18 protein-coding genes are annotated in these 18,181 nt (G+C 74.4%); all 18 read left to right on the forward strand.

What is annotated here, in order from left to right; all coding sequences use genetic code 11:
• Positions 1-177 precede the first annotated feature (177 nt).
• Entirely contained in the window at positions 178-681 is a 504-nt protein-coding gene (gene pyrR / locus AB1673_00780) for a bifunctional pyr operon transcriptional regulator/uracil phosphoribosyltransferase PyrR (protein MEW6152511.1), read from the forward strand.
• Positions 678-1,598 carry an aspartate carbamoyltransferase catalytic subunit gene (locus AB1673_00785; GenBank protein MEW6152512.1) on the forward strand — a complete coding sequence of 307 codons (921 nt, stop codon included), beginning with the start codon at positions 678-680 and terminating at the stop codon, positions 1,596-1,598. Before pyrR ends, AB1673_00785 begins: the two co-directional genes overlap by 4 nt.
• Positions 1,595-2,875, forward strand: a complete 1,281-nt coding sequence (locus AB1673_00790) for a dihydroorotase (GenBank protein ID MEW6152513.1) — start codon at positions 1,595-1,597, stop codon at positions 2,873-2,875. Before AB1673_00785 ends, AB1673_00790 begins: the two co-directional genes overlap by 4 nt.
• Positions 2,872-4,008 (forward strand): glutamine-hydrolyzing carbamoyl-phosphate synthase small subunit, encoded by a 1,137-nt coding sequence (gene carA / locus AB1673_00795; GenBank protein MEW6152514.1) that lies wholly within the window; start codon positions 2,872-2,874, stop codon positions 4,006-4,008. The genes AB1673_00790 and carA overlap by 4 nt, the downstream gene beginning before the upstream one ends.
• Entirely contained in the window at positions 4,001-7,330 is a 3,330-nt protein-coding gene (gene carB, locus AB1673_00800) for a carbamoyl-phosphate synthase large subunit (protein ID MEW6152515.1), read from the forward strand. The genes carA and carB overlap by 8 nt, the downstream gene beginning before the upstream one ends.
• The gene (locus tag AB1673_00805) at positions 7,327-8,286 is read left to right on the forward strand and encodes a dihydroorotate dehydrogenase (GenBank protein ID MEW6152516.1); all 960 of its coding nucleotides are present in this window, start codon (positions 7,327-7,329) and stop codon (positions 8,284-8,286) included. The genes carB and AB1673_00805 overlap by 4 nt, the downstream gene beginning before the upstream one ends.
• Complete coding sequence (gene pyrF, locus AB1673_00810; GenBank protein MEW6152517.1) at positions 8,273-8,965, forward strand: orotidine-5'-phosphate decarboxylase; 693 nt, start codon at positions 8,273-8,275, stop codon at positions 8,963-8,965. Before AB1673_00805 ends, pyrF begins: the two co-directional genes overlap by 14 nt.
• Before the next feature lie 90 nt (positions 8,966-9,055).
• A complete protein-coding gene (mihF, locus tag AB1673_00815; protein MEW6152518.1) occupies positions 9,056-9,379 on the forward strand; it encodes an integration host factor, actinobacterial type in 324 nt (107 codons plus the stop codon).
• A gap of 29 nt (positions 9,380-9,408) precedes the next feature.
• A complete protein-coding gene (locus AB1673_00820) occupies positions 9,409-9,954 on the forward strand; it encodes a guanylate kinase (protein ID MEW6152519.1) in 546 nt (181 codons plus the stop codon).
• Positions 9,947-10,219: a DNA-directed RNA polymerase subunit omega gene (gene rpoZ / locus AB1673_00825; GenBank protein ID MEW6152520.1), complete on the forward strand. Its 273-nt coding sequence runs from the start codon at positions 9,947-9,949 to the stop codon at positions 10,217-10,219. Before AB1673_00820 ends, rpoZ begins: the two co-directional genes overlap by 8 nt.
• Before the next feature lie 31 nt (positions 10,220-10,250).
• Entirely contained in the window at positions 10,251-11,474 is a 1,224-nt protein-coding gene (gene coaBC / locus AB1673_00830) for a bifunctional phosphopantothenoylcysteine decarboxylase/phosphopantothenate--cysteine ligase CoaBC (GenBank protein MEW6152521.1), read from the forward strand.
• Positions 11,475-11,486: 12 nt separating this feature from the next.
• Positions 11,487-12,683 (forward strand): methionine adenosyltransferase, encoded by a 1,197-nt coding sequence (gene metK, locus AB1673_00835; protein MEW6152522.1) that lies wholly within the window; start codon positions 11,487-11,489, stop codon positions 12,681-12,683.
• 113 nt (positions 12,684-12,796) lie between these two features.
• Entirely contained in the window at positions 12,797-14,512 is a 1,716-nt protein-coding gene (locus tag AB1673_00840; GenBank protein MEW6152523.1) for a hypothetical protein, read from the forward strand.
• Between the two features lie 110 nt (positions 14,513-14,622).
• Positions 14,623-15,261 (forward strand): hypothetical protein, encoded by a 639-nt coding sequence (locus AB1673_00845; protein ID MEW6152524.1) that lies wholly within the window; start codon positions 14,623-14,625, stop codon positions 15,259-15,261.
• Positions 15,262-15,303: 42 nt separating this feature from the next.
• Positions 15,304-15,816: a peptide deformylase gene (gene def / locus AB1673_00850; protein MEW6152525.1), complete on the forward strand. Its 513-nt coding sequence runs from the start codon at positions 15,304-15,306 to the stop codon at positions 15,814-15,816.
• Between the two features lie 11 nt (positions 15,817-15,827).
• Positions 15,828-16,700, forward strand: coding sequence for a methionyl-tRNA formyltransferase (locus AB1673_00855; GenBank protein ID MEW6152526.1), 873 nt, complete (start codon positions 15,828-15,830; stop codon positions 16,698-16,700).
• On the forward strand, positions 16,697-17,197 hold the full coding sequence (locus AB1673_00860) for a MogA/MoaB family molybdenum cofactor biosynthesis protein (protein MEW6152527.1): 501 nt from the start codon (positions 16,697-16,699) through the stop codon (positions 17,195-17,197). The genes AB1673_00855 and AB1673_00860 overlap by 4 nt, the downstream gene beginning before the upstream one ends.
• Positions 17,194-18,177: a bifunctional diaminohydroxyphosphoribosylaminopyrimidine deaminase/5-amino-6-(5-phosphoribosylamino)uracil reductase RibD gene (gene ribD, locus AB1673_00865; GenBank protein MEW6152528.1), complete on the forward strand. Its 984-nt coding sequence runs from the start codon at positions 17,194-17,196 to the stop codon at positions 18,175-18,177. The genes AB1673_00860 and ribD overlap by 4 nt, the downstream gene beginning before the upstream one ends.
• Positions 18,178-18,181 lie beyond the last annotated feature (4 nt).

Here is an 18,181-nt window from a genome sequence, read left to right on the forward strand (position 1 = left end):
GTGCTGGCGGGAGCAGCCGCTCGGCGGGCGCGCTCGGTGGTAGCGTGGGCCAGCCGTTAAGGCCGGTCCCGAGAGGCCGGCACGGAAAGTGAGGAGCCCAGCTTGGGAGTGAGAGAGCGCGCTGCCCGTGCGCCCACGCCGTCGAAGGGCGGTGTGTTCGTGGTCCGCTCCCAGGTCATGGATGGCGAGGCCCTGCGCCGGGCCGTCACCCGCATCGCCCACGAGGTGCTGGAGCGCAACCACGGGCTCGACGGGCTGGCCCTGGTGGGGCTCCAGACCGGGGGTGTGCCCCTGGCCCACCGGCTGGCCGGGGAGCTGGCCCGCATCGAGGGCACCGAGGTGCCCGTGGGCACACTCGACGTGGCCTTCTACCGCGACGACATCGGCCTGCGCCCCGTGCTCCCCGAGGCCGTGACCGACATCTCCTTCGACCTCACGGGCATGGTCGTCGTGCTGGTCGACGACGTGCTCTACACGGGCCGTACGGTGCGGGCCGCCCTCGACGCCCTCAACGACTACGGCCGGCCCCGGGCCGTGCAGCTGGCCGTCCTCGTCGACCGGGGCCACCGCGAGCTGCCCATCCGCCCCGACTACGTCGGCAAGAACCTGCCCACCCGGGCCGACGAGGTGGTCGACGTGCGAGAGGACGGGGTCGACCTGGGCGAGGTGCGGCCGGCGTGAGGCACCTGCTCTCGGTGGCCGACCTCGGGGCCGCGGGCATCGCCGAGCTACTGGAGGTCAGCGACTCGTTCGTGGAGGTCAGCGAGCGGGCCATCCCCAAGGTCCCGGCCCTGCGGGGCAAGACGGTCGTGTCGCTGTTCTACGAGGACTCGACCCGCACCCGCCTGTCCTTCGAGACGGCCGCCCGGCGCCTGTCGGCCGACGTGATGAACTTCTCGGTCTCGGGTTCGTCGGTGGCCAAGGGCGAGTCGCTGCGCGACACCGTCCAGACGATCGACGCCATGGGGGTCGACGCCGTGATCGTGCGCCACTCGTCGGCCGGGGTGCCTTGGCAGGTGGCCAACTGGGTGGGCTGCTCGGTGGTCAACGCGGGCGACGGCTGGCACGAGCACCCTACCCAGGCCCTGCTCGACTGCTACACCGTCCGGCGGGCCCGGGGTTCGCTGGAGGGCCTGCGGGTGGCCATCGTGGGCGACGTCAAGCACTCCCGGGTGGCCCGTTCCAACGTCCTGGCCTTCTCGACGATGGGCGCCGAGGTGACCTTGGTGGCCCCGCCCACCCTGCTGCCCCCCAGCCTGGAGGGCTGGCCGGTGGTGGCCGTGAGCCACGACATCGACGACGTGCTGCCCAAGGCCGACGTCGTCTACCTGCTGCGCCTGCAGGCCGAACGGCAGTCCGAGGCGCTGCTGCCCTCGCTGCGGGAGTACACGGCCTGCTACGGCCTGACCCGGCGCCGGGCCGACCTGCTGGCCGACGGGGCCCTGGTCATGCACCCCGGGCCCATGAACCGGGGGGTCGAGATCGCGGCCGAGGTGGCCGACCTGCCGCTGTCGGTGATCACCCGCCAGGTGGCCAACGGGGTGGCCGTGCGCATGGCCGTGCTCTTCCTGCTGCTCGGATCGGCTCCCGCGGCGTGAGCGGGGAGGTCCTGCTCAGGGGCGGGCTGGTGGTCGACCTCACCGGCGAGCGCCGGGCCGACGTGCTGGTGCGCGACGGTGCGGTGGTGGCCGTCGAGGTGGACATCGCGCCCGCCGCCGGCTGGACGGTTCTGGACGCCGCGGGCTGCGTGGTGGCCCCCGGGCTCGTCGACCTCCACACCCACCTTCGCCAACCCGGCCGGGAGGAGGCCGAGACGGTGGAGACCGGGTCGCGGGCGGCCGCCCTGGGTGGTTACACGACCGTGGTGGCCATGCCCAACACCGAGCCGGCCATCGACGGAGCGGCCGTCGTGCGCGAGGTGCAGGAGCTGGCCGAGAAGGCGCTGTGCGCCGTCCTGCCCGCAGGGGCCATCACCAAGGGACGGCGGGGCGAGGAACTGGCCCCCATGGCCGAGATGGCGGCCCTGGGTGTGCGCCTGTTCACCGACGACGGCCGGGGCGTGCAGGACGCCCGCCTCATGCGCCGGGCCCTGGAGTACGCGGCCGGGCTGGGGGTCACCCTGGCCCAGCACTGCGAGGACGAGCGGCTAGCCGCGGGCGGGCACATGCACGAGGGGGAGTGGTCGAGCCGCCTGGGGATGGCGGGTGTGCCGGCCGAGGCCGAGGAGCTCATGGTGGCCCGCGACCTGGCCCTGGTCCGCCTCACAGGGGGCCGGGCCCACTTCCAGCACCTGTCCACGGCCGGCTCGGTGGCCCTCGTGCGGGCGGCCAAGGCGGCCGGCGGCCTGGCCGTGTCGGCCGAGGCTACGCCCCACCACCTGAGCCTCACCGACGCAGCGGTGGCCGGCTTCGACCCGGTGTTCAAGGTCAACCCGCCCCTGAGGCCCCAGGCCGACGTCGACGCCGTGCGGGCCGGGCTGGCCGACGGGACCATCGACGCCATCGCCACCGACCACGCGCCGCACCCCCAGGAGGACAAGGAACGGCCCTTCGACCAGGCCCCGCCCGGGATGCTGGGCCTGGAGACGGCCCTGGCCGTGGCCCTGACCTACCTCGACCTGGGGGTGGCCCGGGTGCTGGCCCTCATGTCGTGGCAGCCGGCCCGGCTGGTGGGTGTCGACGCCGGCCCGGTGGCCGAGGGCCGGGCCGCCGACCTGTTCGTGTTCGACCCGACCGCCGAGTGGGTCGTCGACCCGACCCGGTCGGCCAGCCGCAGCCGCAACAACCCCTACGCCGGCCGGCGGCTCGCCGGCCGTGTCCGCCACACCCTCTACCAGGGAGAACCAGTCGTGATCGACGGCCAGGCCCAGCGATGACGACCCACCCCGGGGCGCCTGGGCGCGGCAACGGCGCCTCGCCAGGCGGGCATCGTCCGGGGGCGCGGCTGGTCCTGGCCGACGGGACGGTGTTCGAGGGTGAGGCCGCGGGGGCGCCCGCACCGGGGGGAGTCACGTCCGGCGAGGTCGTGTTCAACACGGTGATGGCCGGCTACCAGGAGGTCCTCACCGACCCCTCCTACGCCGGGCAGGTGATCGCCTTCACCTACCCCCACATCGGCAACTACGGCGTGAACGGGGCCGACGCCGAGAGCCGGCGGCCGTTCTGCCGGGGCGTGGTGGTCCGTGACCTGGTGGCCCGGCCCTCGAGCTGGCGAGCCGAGGAGGACCTCGACGGCTGGCTGGGGCGCCACGGCGTGCCCGCCATCTGCGGCGTCGACACCCGGCGCCTCACCCGCCACATCCGCGAGACGGGGGCCATGGGCTGCGCTTTCGGCACGGCCAGCGAGGCCGAGCTCAAGGCCGCGGCGGCCGCCGAACCGGGTACCGAGGGCGTCGACCTGGTGGCCGGGGTAACGACCTCGGAGGCCTACGTCGTCGGCGACGGGCCCCTGCGAGTGGTGGCCTACGACTTCGGGGTCAAGACCAGCATCCTGCGCCTGCTGGGTGAGTTCGCCACCGTCGAGGTGGTGCCGGCCACGACCGGGGCGGCCGAGGTCCTGGCCCGCGGGCCCGACGGGGTGTTCCTGTCCAACGGTCCTGGCGACCCCGCAGCGGTGACCTACGCCGTCGATGCCATCGGCGGCCTGCTGGGGCAGGTGCCGGTGTTCGGGATCTGCCTGGGCCACCAGCTCCTGGCCTCGGCGCTGGGGGGCAGCACCTACAAGCTCAAGTTCGGTCACCACGGGGGCAACCACCCGGTGCGCCGCCTGGCCGACGGCCGGGTGGAGATCACCAGCCAGAACCACAACTACGCGGTGGCCGAGGGGTCGGTGGCGTCGGCCGACGTCACCCACCTCAACCTCAACGACGGGGTCGTCGAGGGGCTGCGGTGCCGGGACGTGCCCGCCTTCAGCGTCCAGTACCACCCCGAGGCCGGCCCCGGGCCCCACGACGCCCGCTACCTGTTCGACGAGTTCGCCCGCCTGATGGACGCGCCCACCCGTGCCTAAGCGCACCGACATCCGCTCCGTGCTGCTCATCGGCTCGGGCCCGATCGTCATCGGCCAGGCCTGCGAGTTCGACTACTCGGGCACCCAGGCGTGCCGGGTGCTCCGCGACGAGGGCTACCGGGTGGTGCTGGTCAACTCCAACCCGGCCACGATCATGACCGACCCCGACTTCGCCCACCGGACCTACGTGGAGCCCCTGGAGCCCGACGTGCTGGCCGCGGTCATCGAACGGGAGCGGCCCGACGTGCTGCTGCCCACCCTGGGCGGCCAGACGGCCCTCAACCTGGCCATGGCCCTCCACGAACGGGGGGTGCTGGCCGAGTTCGGCGTGGAGATGATCGGGGCGTCGGCCGAGGCCATCCAGACGGCCGAGAACCGCGAGCGGTTCAAGGCGGCCATGACCGAGATCGGACTGTCGGTCCCGTCGTCGGGCTTCGCCTACCAGGTGGACGAGGCCGTCAAGGTGGGCGACGAGATCGGCTACCCGGTCATCGTGCGGCCCTCGTTCATCCTGGGCGGGGGCGGGACGGGCATCGCGGCCGACTCCGAGGAGCTACGCCGGATCGCAGCCGCCGGGCTCGACGCCAGCCCCACCACCGAGATCCTCATCGAGCGCTCGATCGCGGGGTGGAAGGAGTACGAGCTCGAGGTCATGCGCGACCACGCCGACAACTGCGTGGTCGTGTGCTCGATCGAGAACTTCGACCCCATGGGAGTGCACACCGGCGACTCGATCACGGTCGCCCCGGCCCAGACCCTGACCGACGTGGAGTACCAGCGGATGCGCGACGCCGCCTTCGCCTGCATCCGCCGCATCGGGGTCGACACCGGCGGGTCCAACATCCAGTTCGCCGTCAACCCGGCCGACGGCGACATGGTCGTCATCGAGATGAACCCGCGGGTGTCTCGGTCGTCGGCTCTGGCCTCAAAGGCGACCGGCTTCCCCATCGCCAAGATCGCTGCCCGGCTGGCCGTGGGCTACCGGCTGGACGAGATCGCCAACGACATCACGGCCAAGACCCCGGCCAGCTTCGAACCCACGATCGACTACGTGGTCACCAAGGTGCCCCGGTGGGCGTTCGAGAAGTTCCCGGGCACTGCCGAGGTGCTGGGCACCCGCATGCAGTCCGTGGGCGAGGCCATGGCCATCGGCCGTACGTTCCCCGAGTCGCTCCAGAAGGGCCTGCGCTCGCTCGAGCACGGCCGTTGGGGCCTCAACTGCGACCCTGCCGAGGCCGGCCTCGACGCCCTCTCCGACGACGAGCTCGTGCGCCGGGCGGCCGTGGCCAGCCCCGACCGGCCCTTCCAGCTCGAAGCCGCCCTGCGCCGGGGCATCTCGGTGGAGCGGTTGCACGAGGCCACCCGGGTGGACCCCTGGTTCCTGGACCAGATCGCGGCCGTCACGGCCGAGCGGGAGTGGCTGGCCGGCGCCGGTGGCCCAGCGGCCATGACCCGGGCGGACTGGCGGCGGGCCAAGCGCCTGGGGTTCGCCGACGCCCAGATGGCGTGGTTGTGGGGAGAGGGAGAGGACGACGTGCGGGCCGCTCGCCTGGCGGCTGGGGTGGCGGCCACGTTCAAGACGGTGGACACGTGCGGGGCCGAGTTCGAGGCCCGTACGCCCTACCACTACTCGACCTACGAGGACGAGGACGAGGCCCGGGGCGGGGACCGCCCCACGGTGATCATCCTGGGCTCGGGGCCCAACCGCATAGGCCAGGGGATCGAGTTCGACTACTGCTGCGTGCACGCCAGCTTCGCCCTGCGGGACGCCGGCTTCGACACGGTCATGGTCAACTGCAACCCCGAGACCGTCTCCACCGACTACGACACCAGCGACCGCCTGTTCTTCGAGCCCCTGACCCACGAGGACGTGCTCAACGTCATTGCCTCGGAGTCGCGTACGGGCAACCTGGTAGGCGTGATCGTCAGCCTCGGGGGCCAGACCCCCCTGAAGCTGGCCGGCCGCCTGGCCCCGGAGCTGGTGCTGGGAACGCCGCCCGAGTCGATCGACCTGGCCGAGGACCGCGAGCGGTGGAGCGCGCTGTGTGCCCGGCTGGAGATCCCCCAGCCTGCCGGGGGCACGGCCGTCACCTACCAGCAGGCGCTGGCCATCGTGGGCCGCATCGGCTACCCGGCCCTGGTACGCCCTTCCTACGTGCTCGGGGGCCGGGCCATGGAGATCGTCTACGACGACGCCGGCCTGGAGCGGGCAATGGCCGAGCTGTCGGGCTTCGGGTCGCTGGGGCGCGAAGGGGGCTTGTCGGCCGAGCGACCGGTGCTGGTCGACCGGTTCCTGGAGGACGCCATCGAGGTCGACGTCGACGCCCTGAGGGACACCACCGGCGAGGTGGTCATCGGCGGGGTCATGGAGCACGTGGAGGAGGCGGGCGTCCACTCGGGCGACAGTGCGTGCGTGATCCCCCCGCCCACCCTGTCGCGCCCCGTGATCGAGGTGATCGAGCGCTACACCCGGGCCATCGCCGACGCCCTGGGGGTGATCGGGCTGATCAACGTGCAGTACGCCGTCAAGCACGCCGGGCCGGCGCCCTCGGGCGGCCAGACGGCTCCCCAGGTGTTCGTCATCGAGGCCAACCCCCGGGCCAGCCGCACCGTCCCGTTCGTGGCCAAGGCCACCGGTGTGCCCCTGGCCAAGGTGGCGGCCCGGGTCATGGTCGGGGCCACCCTGGCCGAGCTGCGGGCCGAGGGCCTGCTGCGGCCCCCGGTGGAGGGGGGCCACGTGTCGGTGAAGGAGGCGGTGTTGCCGTTCAACCGCTTCCCCGACGTGGACACCCTGCTGGGGCCGGAGATGCGGGCCACGGGCGAGGTCATGGGCATCGACCGCACGACCGGGCTGGCCTTCGCCAAGAGCCAGGCCGCGGCCGGCGACCGCCTGCCCACGACCGGCACGGTTTTCATGTCGCTGGCCGACCGGGACAAGGAGGGGGGCGTGCTGGCCGCCCGGCGGTTCGTCGACCTGGGCTTTGCGGTGATCGCCACCGCGGGCACGGCCGCCCGCCTGCGGGAGGCGGGTGTGCCGGTGCGCGCCGTGGTGGACAAGGTGGGCGAGGGGGACCGTACGGCCGTGGACCGGCTGGCCAGCGGGGAGATCGACCTCGTCCTGAACACCCCCCGGGGCAGGGGAGCGAGGGCCGACGGCGCCTACATCCGCCGGGCGGCCAACGTCCACAACGTGCCCTGCCTGACGACGGTGGCCGCCGCCCTGGCCGCCGCCGGGGGGATCGCCGACTGGCTGGAGCACGGCCTGTCGGTTCGCAGCCTCCAGGAGTTCCACCGGGGCGACCAGCTCCGCCTTCCGGTGTGAGCGGCCCCCGCCCCCGCCCCCGGGCCTGGGGCCGGGCGCCCGACATGGCCGTCACCGTAGGCACGGTGATGCTCGCCAACCCGGTGATGACGGCCGCGGGGACGGCGGGCCACGGGGCCGAGCTGGCCCGCCACCTCGACCTGTCGGCCCTGGGGGCGGTCGTGGTCAAGTCGCTGTCGGCCGAGCCGTGGGCCGGCAACCCGGCGCCCCGGGTCCATCCCACCGATGGGGGCATGCTCAACTCCGTGGGCCTCCAGAACCCCGGCGTGCCCGCCTGGCTGGCCGAGGAGCTGCCCGCCCTGGCGGCCACGGGGGCGACGGTGGTGGCCTCGCTCTGGGGCCACTCGGTCGAGGGCTACGGCCGGGCGGCCTCGCTGCTGGCGAGCGCGGGCCCTTCGGTGGTGGCCGTGGAGGTCAACCTGAGCTGTCCCAACCTGGGCCGGGGCCACCGGATGTTCGCCCACGACCCGGCGGCGGCCGCCGAGGTGGTGGAGGCGGTCACCGCCTGCGGGCGGCCGCTGTGGGCCAAGCTCAGCCCCAACACGGCCGACCTGGTGGCGGTGGCAGGCGCCGTCCTGGAGGCGGGGGCGGCCGCCCTCACCCTGGTAAACACCGTGGCCGGCATGGCCGTCGACCCGGTGGCCCGCCGGCCCGTCCTGGGGGCGGGGGCCGGGGGCCTGTCGGGGCCGGCGGTGCGCCCGGTGGCCGTGCGGGCTGTGTACGAGTGCCGGCGGGCGTTCCCCGCCGCGCCCATCGTGGGCGTGGGCGGGGTGTCCACCGGGGAGCACGCGGCCGAGCTGATGGTGGCCGGGGCCAACGCCGTCCAGGTCGGCACGGCCACTTTCGTCGACCCCCGTTCACCGGCCCGGGTGAGAGACGAGCTGGCCCGGTGGTGCCAGGCCCAACGTGTGCTCCGGGTCGCAGATCTGATAGGGAGCGCACATGGAAATGCGTGAGCGGCTGGTGCTGGTGCTCGACGTCGACGACCTGGTGCTGGCCCAACGGCTGACCCGCCAGCTCAAGGAGTGGTTCGGGGTGGTGAAGGTGGGCCTCGAACTGTTCACGGCCGCCGGTCCCGAGGCCGTGACGGCCATGGTCGACGAAGGGGTGGAGGTGATGCTCGACCTCAAGCTGCATGACATCCCCACGACGGTCCGCAAGGCGTCGCGGGTCGTGGGCGGGCTGGGGGCCAGCTACCTCACCCTGCACGCCCACGGGGGGCCGGTCATGCTGCGAGCGGGTGTCGACGGCATGCGCGACGGGGCGGAGGCGGCCGGTCTGCCCGCCCCGGTGGCCCTGGCCGTCACCGTCCTCACCAGCGACGCCGACGCCCCGCCCCACATCCTCGGGCGGAGGGTGGCAGCCGCCGTCGAGGGCGGGTGCGGCGGGGTGGTGTGCGCGGCCGGCGACGTGCGGGAGGTCAAGGAGCTGGCCCCCCGCATGCTGGCCGTAGTCCCCGGCATCAGGCCGGCCCACGCCGACCGCCACGACCAGGCCCGGGCCTCCACGCCGCAGTCGGCGTTGGGGGCGGGCGCCGACCTGCTGGTGGTCGGGCGGGCCGTGACGGCCGCCCCCGACCCGGCGGCCGCGGCCGCCGAACTGGTGGCGTCGCTGGCTGCGCCGGCCGCCGGCTGACCCCTCCGTTGCCCTGCCGCCCCGGAACGCTGCGGGCGAGCTCGGCACGACAAGAACGGCGGGGGCCGGCGGCGCGCTATGGTGCGGCCCATGCCGCTGCCTCCCGAGCTTTCGCCCGAACAGCGCCAGGCTGCCCTTGAGAAAGCGGCTGCTTCCCGGCGCCAGCGGGCCGAACTGAAAGAGAAGCTCAAGATGGGCTCGCTGTCGCTCAGCGAGCTGCTCGACCAGGGCGAACGCGACGAGGTCGTCGGCAAGATGAAGGTGCTGGCCGTCCTCGAGTCGCTCCCCGGGGTCGGCAAGGTCCGGGCCCGGCGCATCCTCGAAGAGGTCGACATCAGCGAGGCCCGGCGGGTGCGGGGCCTGGGTGCCAACCAGCGCGAGGCCCTGCTCAAGCTGTTCCCCGACAACCACTGACAACCGAACGCCCCCCTCTCGTCCTGGTGGTGGCCGGGCCGTCCGGGGCCGGCAAGGGTTCGATCGTGGCTGGCCTGCTCGAACGAGCCGGCGATCTGTGGCTCAGCCGTTCGTGGACGACCAGGGCACGCCGGCCTGGTGAACCGGCCGACGCCTACCACTTCGTCGACCGGGCCACCTTCGCCGCTCGGGCCGCGGGCGGGGGTTTCCTGGAGTGGAACCAGGTGTTCGACCACCTCTACGGCACGCCCCTGCCCGACCCGCCCAGAGGCCACGACGCCCTCTTGGAGATCGACGTGCAGGGGGCCCGGGACGTCAAGGCCCGCTGGCCCGGCGCCGTGGTGGTGCTGGTCCTCCCGCCGTCGCGGGCGGTTCAGCAGCAGCGGCTCCGGGGCCGCGGTGACCCCGAGGAGACGATCGCCCGGCGGCTGGCCAAGGCCGACGCCGAGGAGGAGCAGGGTCGGGCCCTGGCCGACCACATAGTCGTCAACGACGACCTGTCGCGGGCCGTGGACGAGGTCGTTGGTATTGTGGAGGCCCACCGTTCAGAGCTTGGAGACCGACACGATGGCTGACCGCAGCACGATGATCTACCCCCCCATCGAGGACCTCCTCTCGAAGGTCGACTCCAAGTTCAGCCTGGTCAGCCTGGCCGCCAAGCGCGGCCGGCAGATCAACTCCTATTTCAGCCAGTTGGGCGAAGGCCTGGGTTCGATCGTGCCTCCCCAGGTGGCGTCGGTCTCCCGCAAGCCGCTGTCGATCGCCCTCGAGGAGATCGCGGCCAACAAGATCACCTTCGAGCCCCGGGCCGAGGAGCCAGCCGACGGCGAAGGGGAGTAGGCCCCCGGTCCCGGTCCCTGCCCCGCACGCGGTGGGACGTCTCGCCGGCCGCCGGGTCGTGTTGGGGGTGAGCGGGGGGATCGCGGCCTACAAGGCGGTGGAGCTCTGCCGCCGGCTGGTCGAGGCCGGTGCCCACGTGGTGCCCGTCCTGACCGTCGGCGCCCGGCGGTTCGTGGGCGAGGTGACCTTCTCGGCGCTCGCGTCGGAGAAGGCGCAGTCGTCGTTGTGGGACGAGGCCGACCCGGTACCCCACACCGCCCTGGGCCAGGGAGCCGACCTCGTCGTGGTCGCGCCGGCCACCGCCCACCTGCTGGCCGCCTACGCCGCCGGGCTGGCCGACGACCTGCTGACGGCCACCCTGCTGGCCACCCGGGCGCCCGTCGTGCTCTGCCCGGCCATGCACACCGAGATGTGGGAGCACCCGGCCGTGCGGGCCAACGTGGCCACCCTGCGGGCCCGGGGGGTGGGACTGTGCGGCCCGGCGGCCGGGCGGCTGGCGGGTGGGGACGACGGGCTGGGCCGGATGGCCGAGCCCGCTGACATCGTCGCCGCGGCCGAAGCCGCGTTGGCGCCCCGGGACCTGGCTGGCCGCCGGGTGCTGGTGACCGCGGGCGGCACCCGCGAGCCCATCGACGCTGTCCGTTACATCGCCAACCGCTCGTCGGGGCGCCAGGGCCATGCCCTGGCCGACGAGGCCGCCGCCCGGGGGGCCGAGGTCTTACTGGTGACGGCGTCGGCGCTGGCCGGCCCGGCGGGGTCCGAGGTCGTGCGGGTGTCCACGGCCGCGGAGATGGAGGTCGCCGTCCTGGCTAGGTCGGCGGGCTGTGACGCGGTGGTCATGGCCGCGGCCGTGGCCGACTTCCGGCCCAAGGCTCCAGCCGAGGGCAAGCTGGCCAAGGCCGACGGCGTGCCCGACATCGTCCTCGAACCGACGCCCGACATCGTGGCCGAGGTCGTCCGGCGGCGCCCACCCGGCCAGGTCGTGGTGTGCTTCGCGGCCGAAGCCACGGGTGGGGGAGGCGAGCTGCGGCGGCGGGCGGCGGCCAAGCTGGCCGCCAAGGGGGCCGACCTGATCGTGGCCAACGACATCACGCGGCCGGGGGCAGGTTTCGAGTCCGAGACCAACGAGGTGGTGATCATCGACAGGGCCGGCGGGGAGGTGGTCGTCCCCATGGCCAGCAAGCGGGCGGTGGCGTCGGTGGTGGTCGACCAGGTGGTGGCCGCCCTCGCCGTCGGCACCAGGACACCGGAGTAGGGTTTGCAGCCCATGAGCAGCTACACCTTCACCTCCGAGTCGGTTACCGAAGGCCACCCCGACAAGATGGCCGACCAGGTGTCCGACGCCATCCTCGACGCCATCTTGGCCGAGGACCCCATGGGCCGGGTGGCGTGCGAGACGCTGCTGACCACGGGCCTGGTCGTGGTGGCCGGGGAGATCACCACCAAGGCCTACGTCGACATCCCCCGCATCGTGCGCCGCACGGTGTGCGAGGTTGGCTACGACCGCGAGTCCTACGGGTTCGACGGCAATACGTGCGGGGTGGTCACGGCCATCGACGAGCAGTCGCCCAACATCGCCCAGGGGGTGAACACCGCCTACGAGGTCCGGGCCGGGCACAGCACCGAGGACGTCACCGACTCCCAGGGGGCCGGTGACCAGGGGATGATGTTCGGCTACGCCTGCGACGAGACTGATGACCTCATGCCGCTGCCCATCTGGCTGGCCCACCGGCTGGCCCAGCGCATGGCCGAGGTGCGCAAGGCGGGCGTGCTCCCTTACCTGCGCCCTGACGGCAAGACCCAGGTCACCTTCGAGTACGAGGACGGGCGGCCTGTCCGGCTCAAGACGGTGCTCATCTCGTCCCAGCACCAGCCCGGTATCGACATCGAGACGCTGCTCAAGCCCGACCTGCGCGAGCACGTGATCCACCCCCTGCTGCCGCCCGAGTTCGCCGACGACCACTACCAGTTGCTGGCCAACCCCACGGGCAGCTTCGAGCTGGGCGGCCCCCACGCCGACACGGGCCTGACCGGGCGCAAGATCATCGTCGACACCTACGGGGGAGCGGCCCGCCACGGCGGAGGGGCCTTCTCGGGCAAGGACCCCTCGAAGGTCGACCGCTCGGCCGCCTACGCGGCCCGCTGGGTGGCCAAGCACATCGTGGCCTCGGGCGCGGCCCGGCGGGCCGAGATCCAGGTGGCCTACGCCATCGGCGTGGCCCACCCGGTGTCGGTCATGGTCGAGACCTTCGGCACCGAGACGGTCGACCCCCGGGCCATCGAGAAGATGGTGGGCGAGGTCTTCGACCTGCGGCCCGCGGCCATCATCCGCGACCTCGACCTGCGCAAGCCCATCTTCCGGCGCACCGCGGCCTACGGGCACTTCGGGCGGTCCGACAAGGAGTTCTCCTGGGAGCACCTGAACCGCCTCGACGACGTGAAGCAGGCTCTGGCCCTGGGGTAGGCCCGGAGGCGGGCCCGGGGAAGGGGCCGGCCCCGACCACGGCACCCGGGCCGCGGGCGGGGAGCGAACGGGCCGGCCCCCCGCTGGGCGAGGGCACGGGCCCCGGTCAACTGGTGGCCCGGGTGGCGCCCGACATCGCCGCCCTGTCGGGCCGGGAGTTCGACTACCTCGTCCCTCCGTCGATGGCCGGGCGCATACGGGTCGGGTCAATAGTGCGCGCCCCGTTCCACGGGCGGAGGGTCAAGGGGTGGGTTGTGGGGCTCTCGCGCCAGCCGTCGACCGAGCGCCGGTTGCTGGCCCTGGCCCGGCTGTCCAGCGACGGCCCTGGCCCCGAGATCGTCGAACTGGCTTGGTGGGCTGCCTGGCGCTGGGCCGGGCCGGCCAACCGCTTCCTGGGCACGGCTTCGCCGCCGCGGGCCGCCTTCGTCGACGACGGGCCCCGGCCCCGGCCGTTGGCCGCCCCTGGGGCGGCCCGTTCCCCCGGCGACGTGGTGGTTGTCCGTGTGCCTCCCGCCGGCGACGCGTTCGCGCTGGTGGCCCACGCGGCCGCCCAGGGCGACACCCTGGTGCTGGCCCCGTCGCTGGCCGAGGCCGCCATCGTGGCCGCCCGCCTGCGCAACCGGGGCCACGCCGTGGCCGAGGTGCCCCGGGACTGGGCCAGGGCGGCCGCCGGGGGTTGCTCGGTGGTCGGGGCCCGGGCCGGGGCCTGGGCGCCGGTGCCCAGGCTGGCCGCGGTGGTCGTCGTCGACGAGCACGACGAGGTGTACCAGGAGGAGCGGGCCCCGACCTGGAACGCACGCGACGTGGCCGTCGAGCGCGCCCGGCGGGCCGGGGTGCCCTGCGTGCTGACCTCGCCGTGCCCGTCACTCGACACCCTGGCCCGGGCCCGGCTGGAGGTCCCCGGCCGGGCCGAGGAGCGGGCCGGGTGGCCGGTCTTGGAGGTGGTGGACCGGCGCCAGGAGGCCCCCGGCCTGGGGCTGTACTCGGAACGGCTGGTGGCCCTGGTCCGGGGGGCGGGCCCGGGTGGGCGGGTGCTGTGCGTGCTCAACCGCAAGGGGCGGGTCGTGCTGCTGGCGTGCGGGCAGTGCCGCGAGCTGGCCCGGTGCGAGGCCTGCGAGGGCCCGCTGGAGACGGCCGTAGCCGGTCTGCGGTGCCGCCGCTGCGGGGCCGGGCAGCCGGCGCTGTGCCGGTGGTGTGGGGCCGGGCGGCTCAAGGCCGTGCGTATCGGCGTGTCCCGGGCCCGGGAGGAGCTGGAGCTGCTGGCCGGCCTCGACGTGGCCGAGGTCACGGCCGACACGGCCGAGGGGAAGCTGCCCGACGCTCCCGTCCTGGTCGGCACCGAGGCCCTGCTCCACCGGGCCGCCGGGGCGGCGGCTGTGGCCTTCTTGGACTTCGACCAGGAGCTGATGGCCCCCCGCTACCGGGCCGCCGAGCGGGCGCTGGCCCTGCTGGCCCGGGCCGGTCGGGTGGTGGGCGGACGCGACGGCGGCGACAACCGGGGCCGGGTCTTGGTACAGACCCGCCTGGCCGGCCACGAGGCCCTCGACGCTGCCCTCCACGGCGACCCGGGCCGCCTGGCGGTGGTGGAAGCCGCCCGCCGGGCCGCCCTGAGCCTTCCCCCCGAGACGGCCGTGGCCCGCCTGTCCGGCCCCGGCGCCCCCGAGCTGGCGGCCGTCCTGTCCGCCCGTCTCGACCTGGAGGTCATGGGCCCGTCCCACGACCGCTGGCTCGTCCGCGCCCCCGACCATCGAACCCTGTGCGACGCCCTGGCGGCCACCCCCCGGCCCCCAGCCCGTACCCGGGTCGAGGTCGACCCCCTCCGGGCCTGACCCACGGGTGGCGCGCGGGCGGTCAGAATGCGGCCATGTTCAGGCGCCGGACGTTACGGCCGAGAGGCACCTACAGCGACTGGCACTGGCCGGGGGAGGGGTACTCCCGCTTGGAACACTCCCTGACCATCGAGGTCGACCCGGGACCGGGGACGACCTACTTCTGGGCCCACCAGTTCCGCACCGAAGCGGGCGAGGGTGGTTACCTCGGCCTGCAGACCCACGGCAACCGGGCTGACGGCAGCCTCGGCAAGATGGCCATCTTCTCGTTCTGGGACACGATCGGGGCCGAGGGGCCGGGCGTCGTCCGCTTCGGGGGCGAGGGTGTGGGCTGGAGCTGTCGCATCCCCCTGCTGTGGGAGCCGGGCCGGCCCTACCGCCTCGCCCTCGAGGTGGCCGGCGAGGGCACCGGCGATGGCACCGGCGATGGCACCGGTGACCGCACCGGCGAGAGGGTGTGGTCGGCGTCGGTCGACGACCAGGAGATGGGCCGCATCCGGGCTCCGGCGGCCTGGGGCGGGCTCGGGCGGTGGTCGGTCATGTGGACCGAGTACTACGGCGGCCCGCGGGCCCGCTGCTCGGACCTGCCGTACTCGTCGGTCGTGTTCTCCCCGCCCGTGGCCGACGGCATCGTGTCCCCGGCCCGGTCCCACGACCACCTGGGCGACGGCGACTGCGGGCCGTCGCGGGTCACGGCCGTGCCGGGCGGCGGCGTCCGCCACGAGATGGGGGAACCCCGGCCGGGCTGACCCGCCCGCCGGGGCCAGGGGCGGGAGTACCCTGGCCGCCCGATGGCCCCCTATGACATACGTGTCTTCGGCGACCCCGTCCTGGGCGTACCCACCAAGGAGGTCACCGACATCGACGGCGACCTCGTCCGGCTGGCCGAGGACATGATCGTGACCATGTACGAGGCCCCGGGCGTGGGCCTGGCCGCCCCTCAGATCGGGGTCCAGAAGCGCATCTTCGTCTACGACATCGGCGACGGGCCGTTCACGGTGGTGAACCCCCGCATCACCGAACGGTCCGGCGAGTGGGAGTACGAGGAGGGCTGTTTGTCGGTGCCCGGTCTGTCGTGGCCCATCGTGCGGCCCGCGGCGGTGCACCTAACCGGGCTCGACCTCGACGGCAACGAACTGTCCGTCGACGCCGAGGACCTGCTGGCACGCGTGTTCCTGCACGAGACCGACCACCTCGACGGTGTGCTGCTCCTGGAGAGGCTCTCCCGGGGCGAGAAGAAGCAAGCCCTTCGCACCCTCCGCAACCGCAGCCTGGGGCTCTCGCTGGAGAGCGAGCGGGGCTGAGGATCGCCTTCCTGGGCACGCCCGTCGAGGCCGGGGTCACCCTGCGGGCCCTGGTCGAACACGGCCATGACGTGGCCGTGGTCGTGACCCAGCCCGACCGGCGCCGGGGGAGGGGCGGCGCCCTGGTGCCCAGCCCCGTCAAGCAGGTGGCCACCGAGCTGGGGCTGGTCGTCACCGAGCGGGTGGACGACGTGCTCGACGCCGGCGCCGACCTCGGCGTGGTGGTCGCCTTCGGACGCCTGGTCCGGCCCCACGTGTTGGCCGCCCTGCCCATGGTCAACGTCCACTTCTCGCTGCTGCCCCGCTGGCGGGGGGCGGCCCCCGTGGAACGCGCCCTGTTGGCCGGCGACGAGCGCACCGGGGTTTGCATCATGGGCCTCGAGGAAGGGCTCGACACCGGCCCGGTGTACGCCTGCCGGGAGGTGTCCATCGGCCCCGAGTCCACGGCCCCCGAGCTGCGGGCCCAGCTGGCCGTGCTCGGGACGGAGCTGCTCGTGGGCCTGCTGGGCGAGGGCCTGGGCCGGCCCCGGCCCCAGGAAGGCGAGCCCACGTACGCGGCCAAGCTCGGGCCCGACGACCATCGCCTCGACTGGGAGCGCCCGGCCGCCCACCTCCACCGGGTGGTGCGGGTGGGCCAGGCGTGGACGACCGTGCGGGGCCGGCGCCTGAAGGTGCTGCGAGCGACACCCGCCCCCGCCGGGCCGGTCTACGCCCTCGGCCCCGGCGAGGTCGGGCCCGGGCCGTCGGCCCCCACCGTCACCGTCGGCACCGGGGACGGCGGGCTCGTCCTGGTCGAGGTTCAACCCGAGGGCCGCAACCCCCAGGCCGCGGGCGACTGGGCCCGGGGGGCGCGCCTGGGGCCGGGCGAAAGGCTCGGGACATGAGCGGCCCGGCCGGGGCGGGGCGGCTGCGGGCCAAGGTGCTCACGGTGTCCGACGGGGTGGTGGCCGGCACCCGCCGGGACCTGTCGGGGGCGGCACTGGCCGACTGCCTGGGGGCGGCCGGCTGGGACGTCGCCGACCGCTGGGTGGTGGCCGACGGCGACGAGCGGGTGGCCGGTGCCCTGACCGAGCTGGCCTGGGGCTGGGCCGGGCTGATCGTCACGACCGGGGGCACGGGGTTCGGGCCCCGCGACCTGACCCCCGAGGGGACCCGGAGGGTGCTCGAACGCGAGGCCCCGGGCCTGGCCGAGGCCATGCGGGCCGCCGACCCGGCCAAGGGCCGGCTGTCGCGCGGCGTGGCCGGCACCTTGGGCCGTTGCCTGGTGCTCAACACGCCCGGTTCGGCGGCTGGGGCGGTGGAGTCCCTGGAGGCCGTGCTCGACGTGCTGCCTCACGCCCTCGCCCTCCTGGCCGGCGAGCCCACCGAACACCCCCGGTGACATCCACCGAGGCGGCCATGGACCGGGCCCTAGAGCTGGCCGCGAGCGTCCGGCTGACCACCTCGCCCAACCCGTGGGTGGGTGCGGTGGTCCTACCCGGGGGCTTCGAGGGGGCGACCCGTCCCCCCGGAGGCGACCACGCCGAGGTCGTGGCCCTACGGGCCGCCGGCCCCGCGGCCCGGGGGTCGACCCTGGTGTGCACCCTCGAACCGTGCTCGCACACGGGCCGCACCCCGCCCTGCACGGACGCCATCGTGGCCGCCGGGGTGAGCCGGGTGGTGGTGGCCGTGGAGGACCCGGACCCGCGGGTGGCCGGCCGGGGCCTGGCCCGTTTGCGGGCCGCCGGGGTCGAGGTCGAGACCGGCCTGCGGGCCGCCGAGGCGCGCGCTCAGCTGGCCCCCTATCTCAAGCACCGGACGACGGGCCGGCCCTGGGTGGTCCTCAAGCTGGCCGCCACCCTCGACGGCCGTACCGCGGCGCCCGACGGCTCGTCGCGCTGGATAACCGGTGAGGAGGCCCGGGCCGACGCCCACCGCCTGCGGGCCGAGAGCGACGCCGTGCTGGTGGGAGCCGGCACCGTGCGGGCCGACGACCCCCGCCTCACGGCCCGCGATGTCGAGGCGCCCCGCCAGCCCTTGCGGGTCGTCCTGGGCCACGCCCCAGACGACGCCCGCGCCCACCCTGCCCTGCAGCTCTCGGGGGACCTGGGCGGCGTGCTCGACGAACTGGGACGCCGAGGCGTGGTGCAGGTCCTCGTAGAGGGGGGCCCGACCGTGGCCGGCCAGTTCCACCGGGCCGGGCTCGTCGACCGTTACGTGTTCTACCTGGCGCCCGCCCTCATGGGCGGTGAGGACGGCCGGCCCGTGCTGGCCGGCGCGGGTGCCCCCACCATGGACACCGCCTTCCGGGGGCGCATCACCGCCGTCACCCGCCTGGGCCCCGACGTGCGGGTCGACCTCGAGCCGGCCACGGAGGCCTGAGGCG

Source organism: Actinomycetota bacterium (assembly GCA_040754375.1).
Lineage (GTDB): Bacteria > Actinomycetota > Acidimicrobiia > Acidimicrobiales > AC-14 > JBFMCT01.

Coding starts and splice junctions, on each gene's coding strand:
- pyrR (MEW6152511.1), top strand. CDS start 178: ATGGATGGCGAGGCCCTGCGCCGGGCCGTCACCCGCATCGCCCACGAG.
- carA (MEW6152514.1), top strand. CDS start 2,872: ATGACGACCCACCCCGGGGCGCCTGGGCGCGGCAACGGCGCCTCGCCA.
- pyrF (MEW6152517.1), top strand. CDS start 8,273: ATGGAAATGCGTGAGCGGCTGGTGCTGGTGCTCGACGTCGACGACCTG.
- mihF (MEW6152518.1), top strand. CDS start 9,056: ATGCCGCTGCCTCCCGAGCTTTCGCCCGAACAGCGCCAGGCTGCCCTT.
- rpoZ (MEW6152520.1), top strand. CDS start 9,947: ATGGCTGACCGCAGCACGATGATCTACCCCCCCATCGAGGACCTCCTC.
- metK (MEW6152522.1), top strand. CDS start 11,487: ATGAGCAGCTACACCTTCACCTCCGAGTCGGTTACCGAAGGCCACCCC.
- def (MEW6152525.1), top strand. CDS start 15,304: ATGGCCCCCTATGACATACGTGTCTTCGGCGACCCCGTCCTGGGCGTA.
- AB1673_00860 (MEW6152527.1), top strand. CDS start 16,697: ATGAGCGGCCCGGCCGGGGCGGGGCGGCTGCGGGCCAAGGTGCTCACG.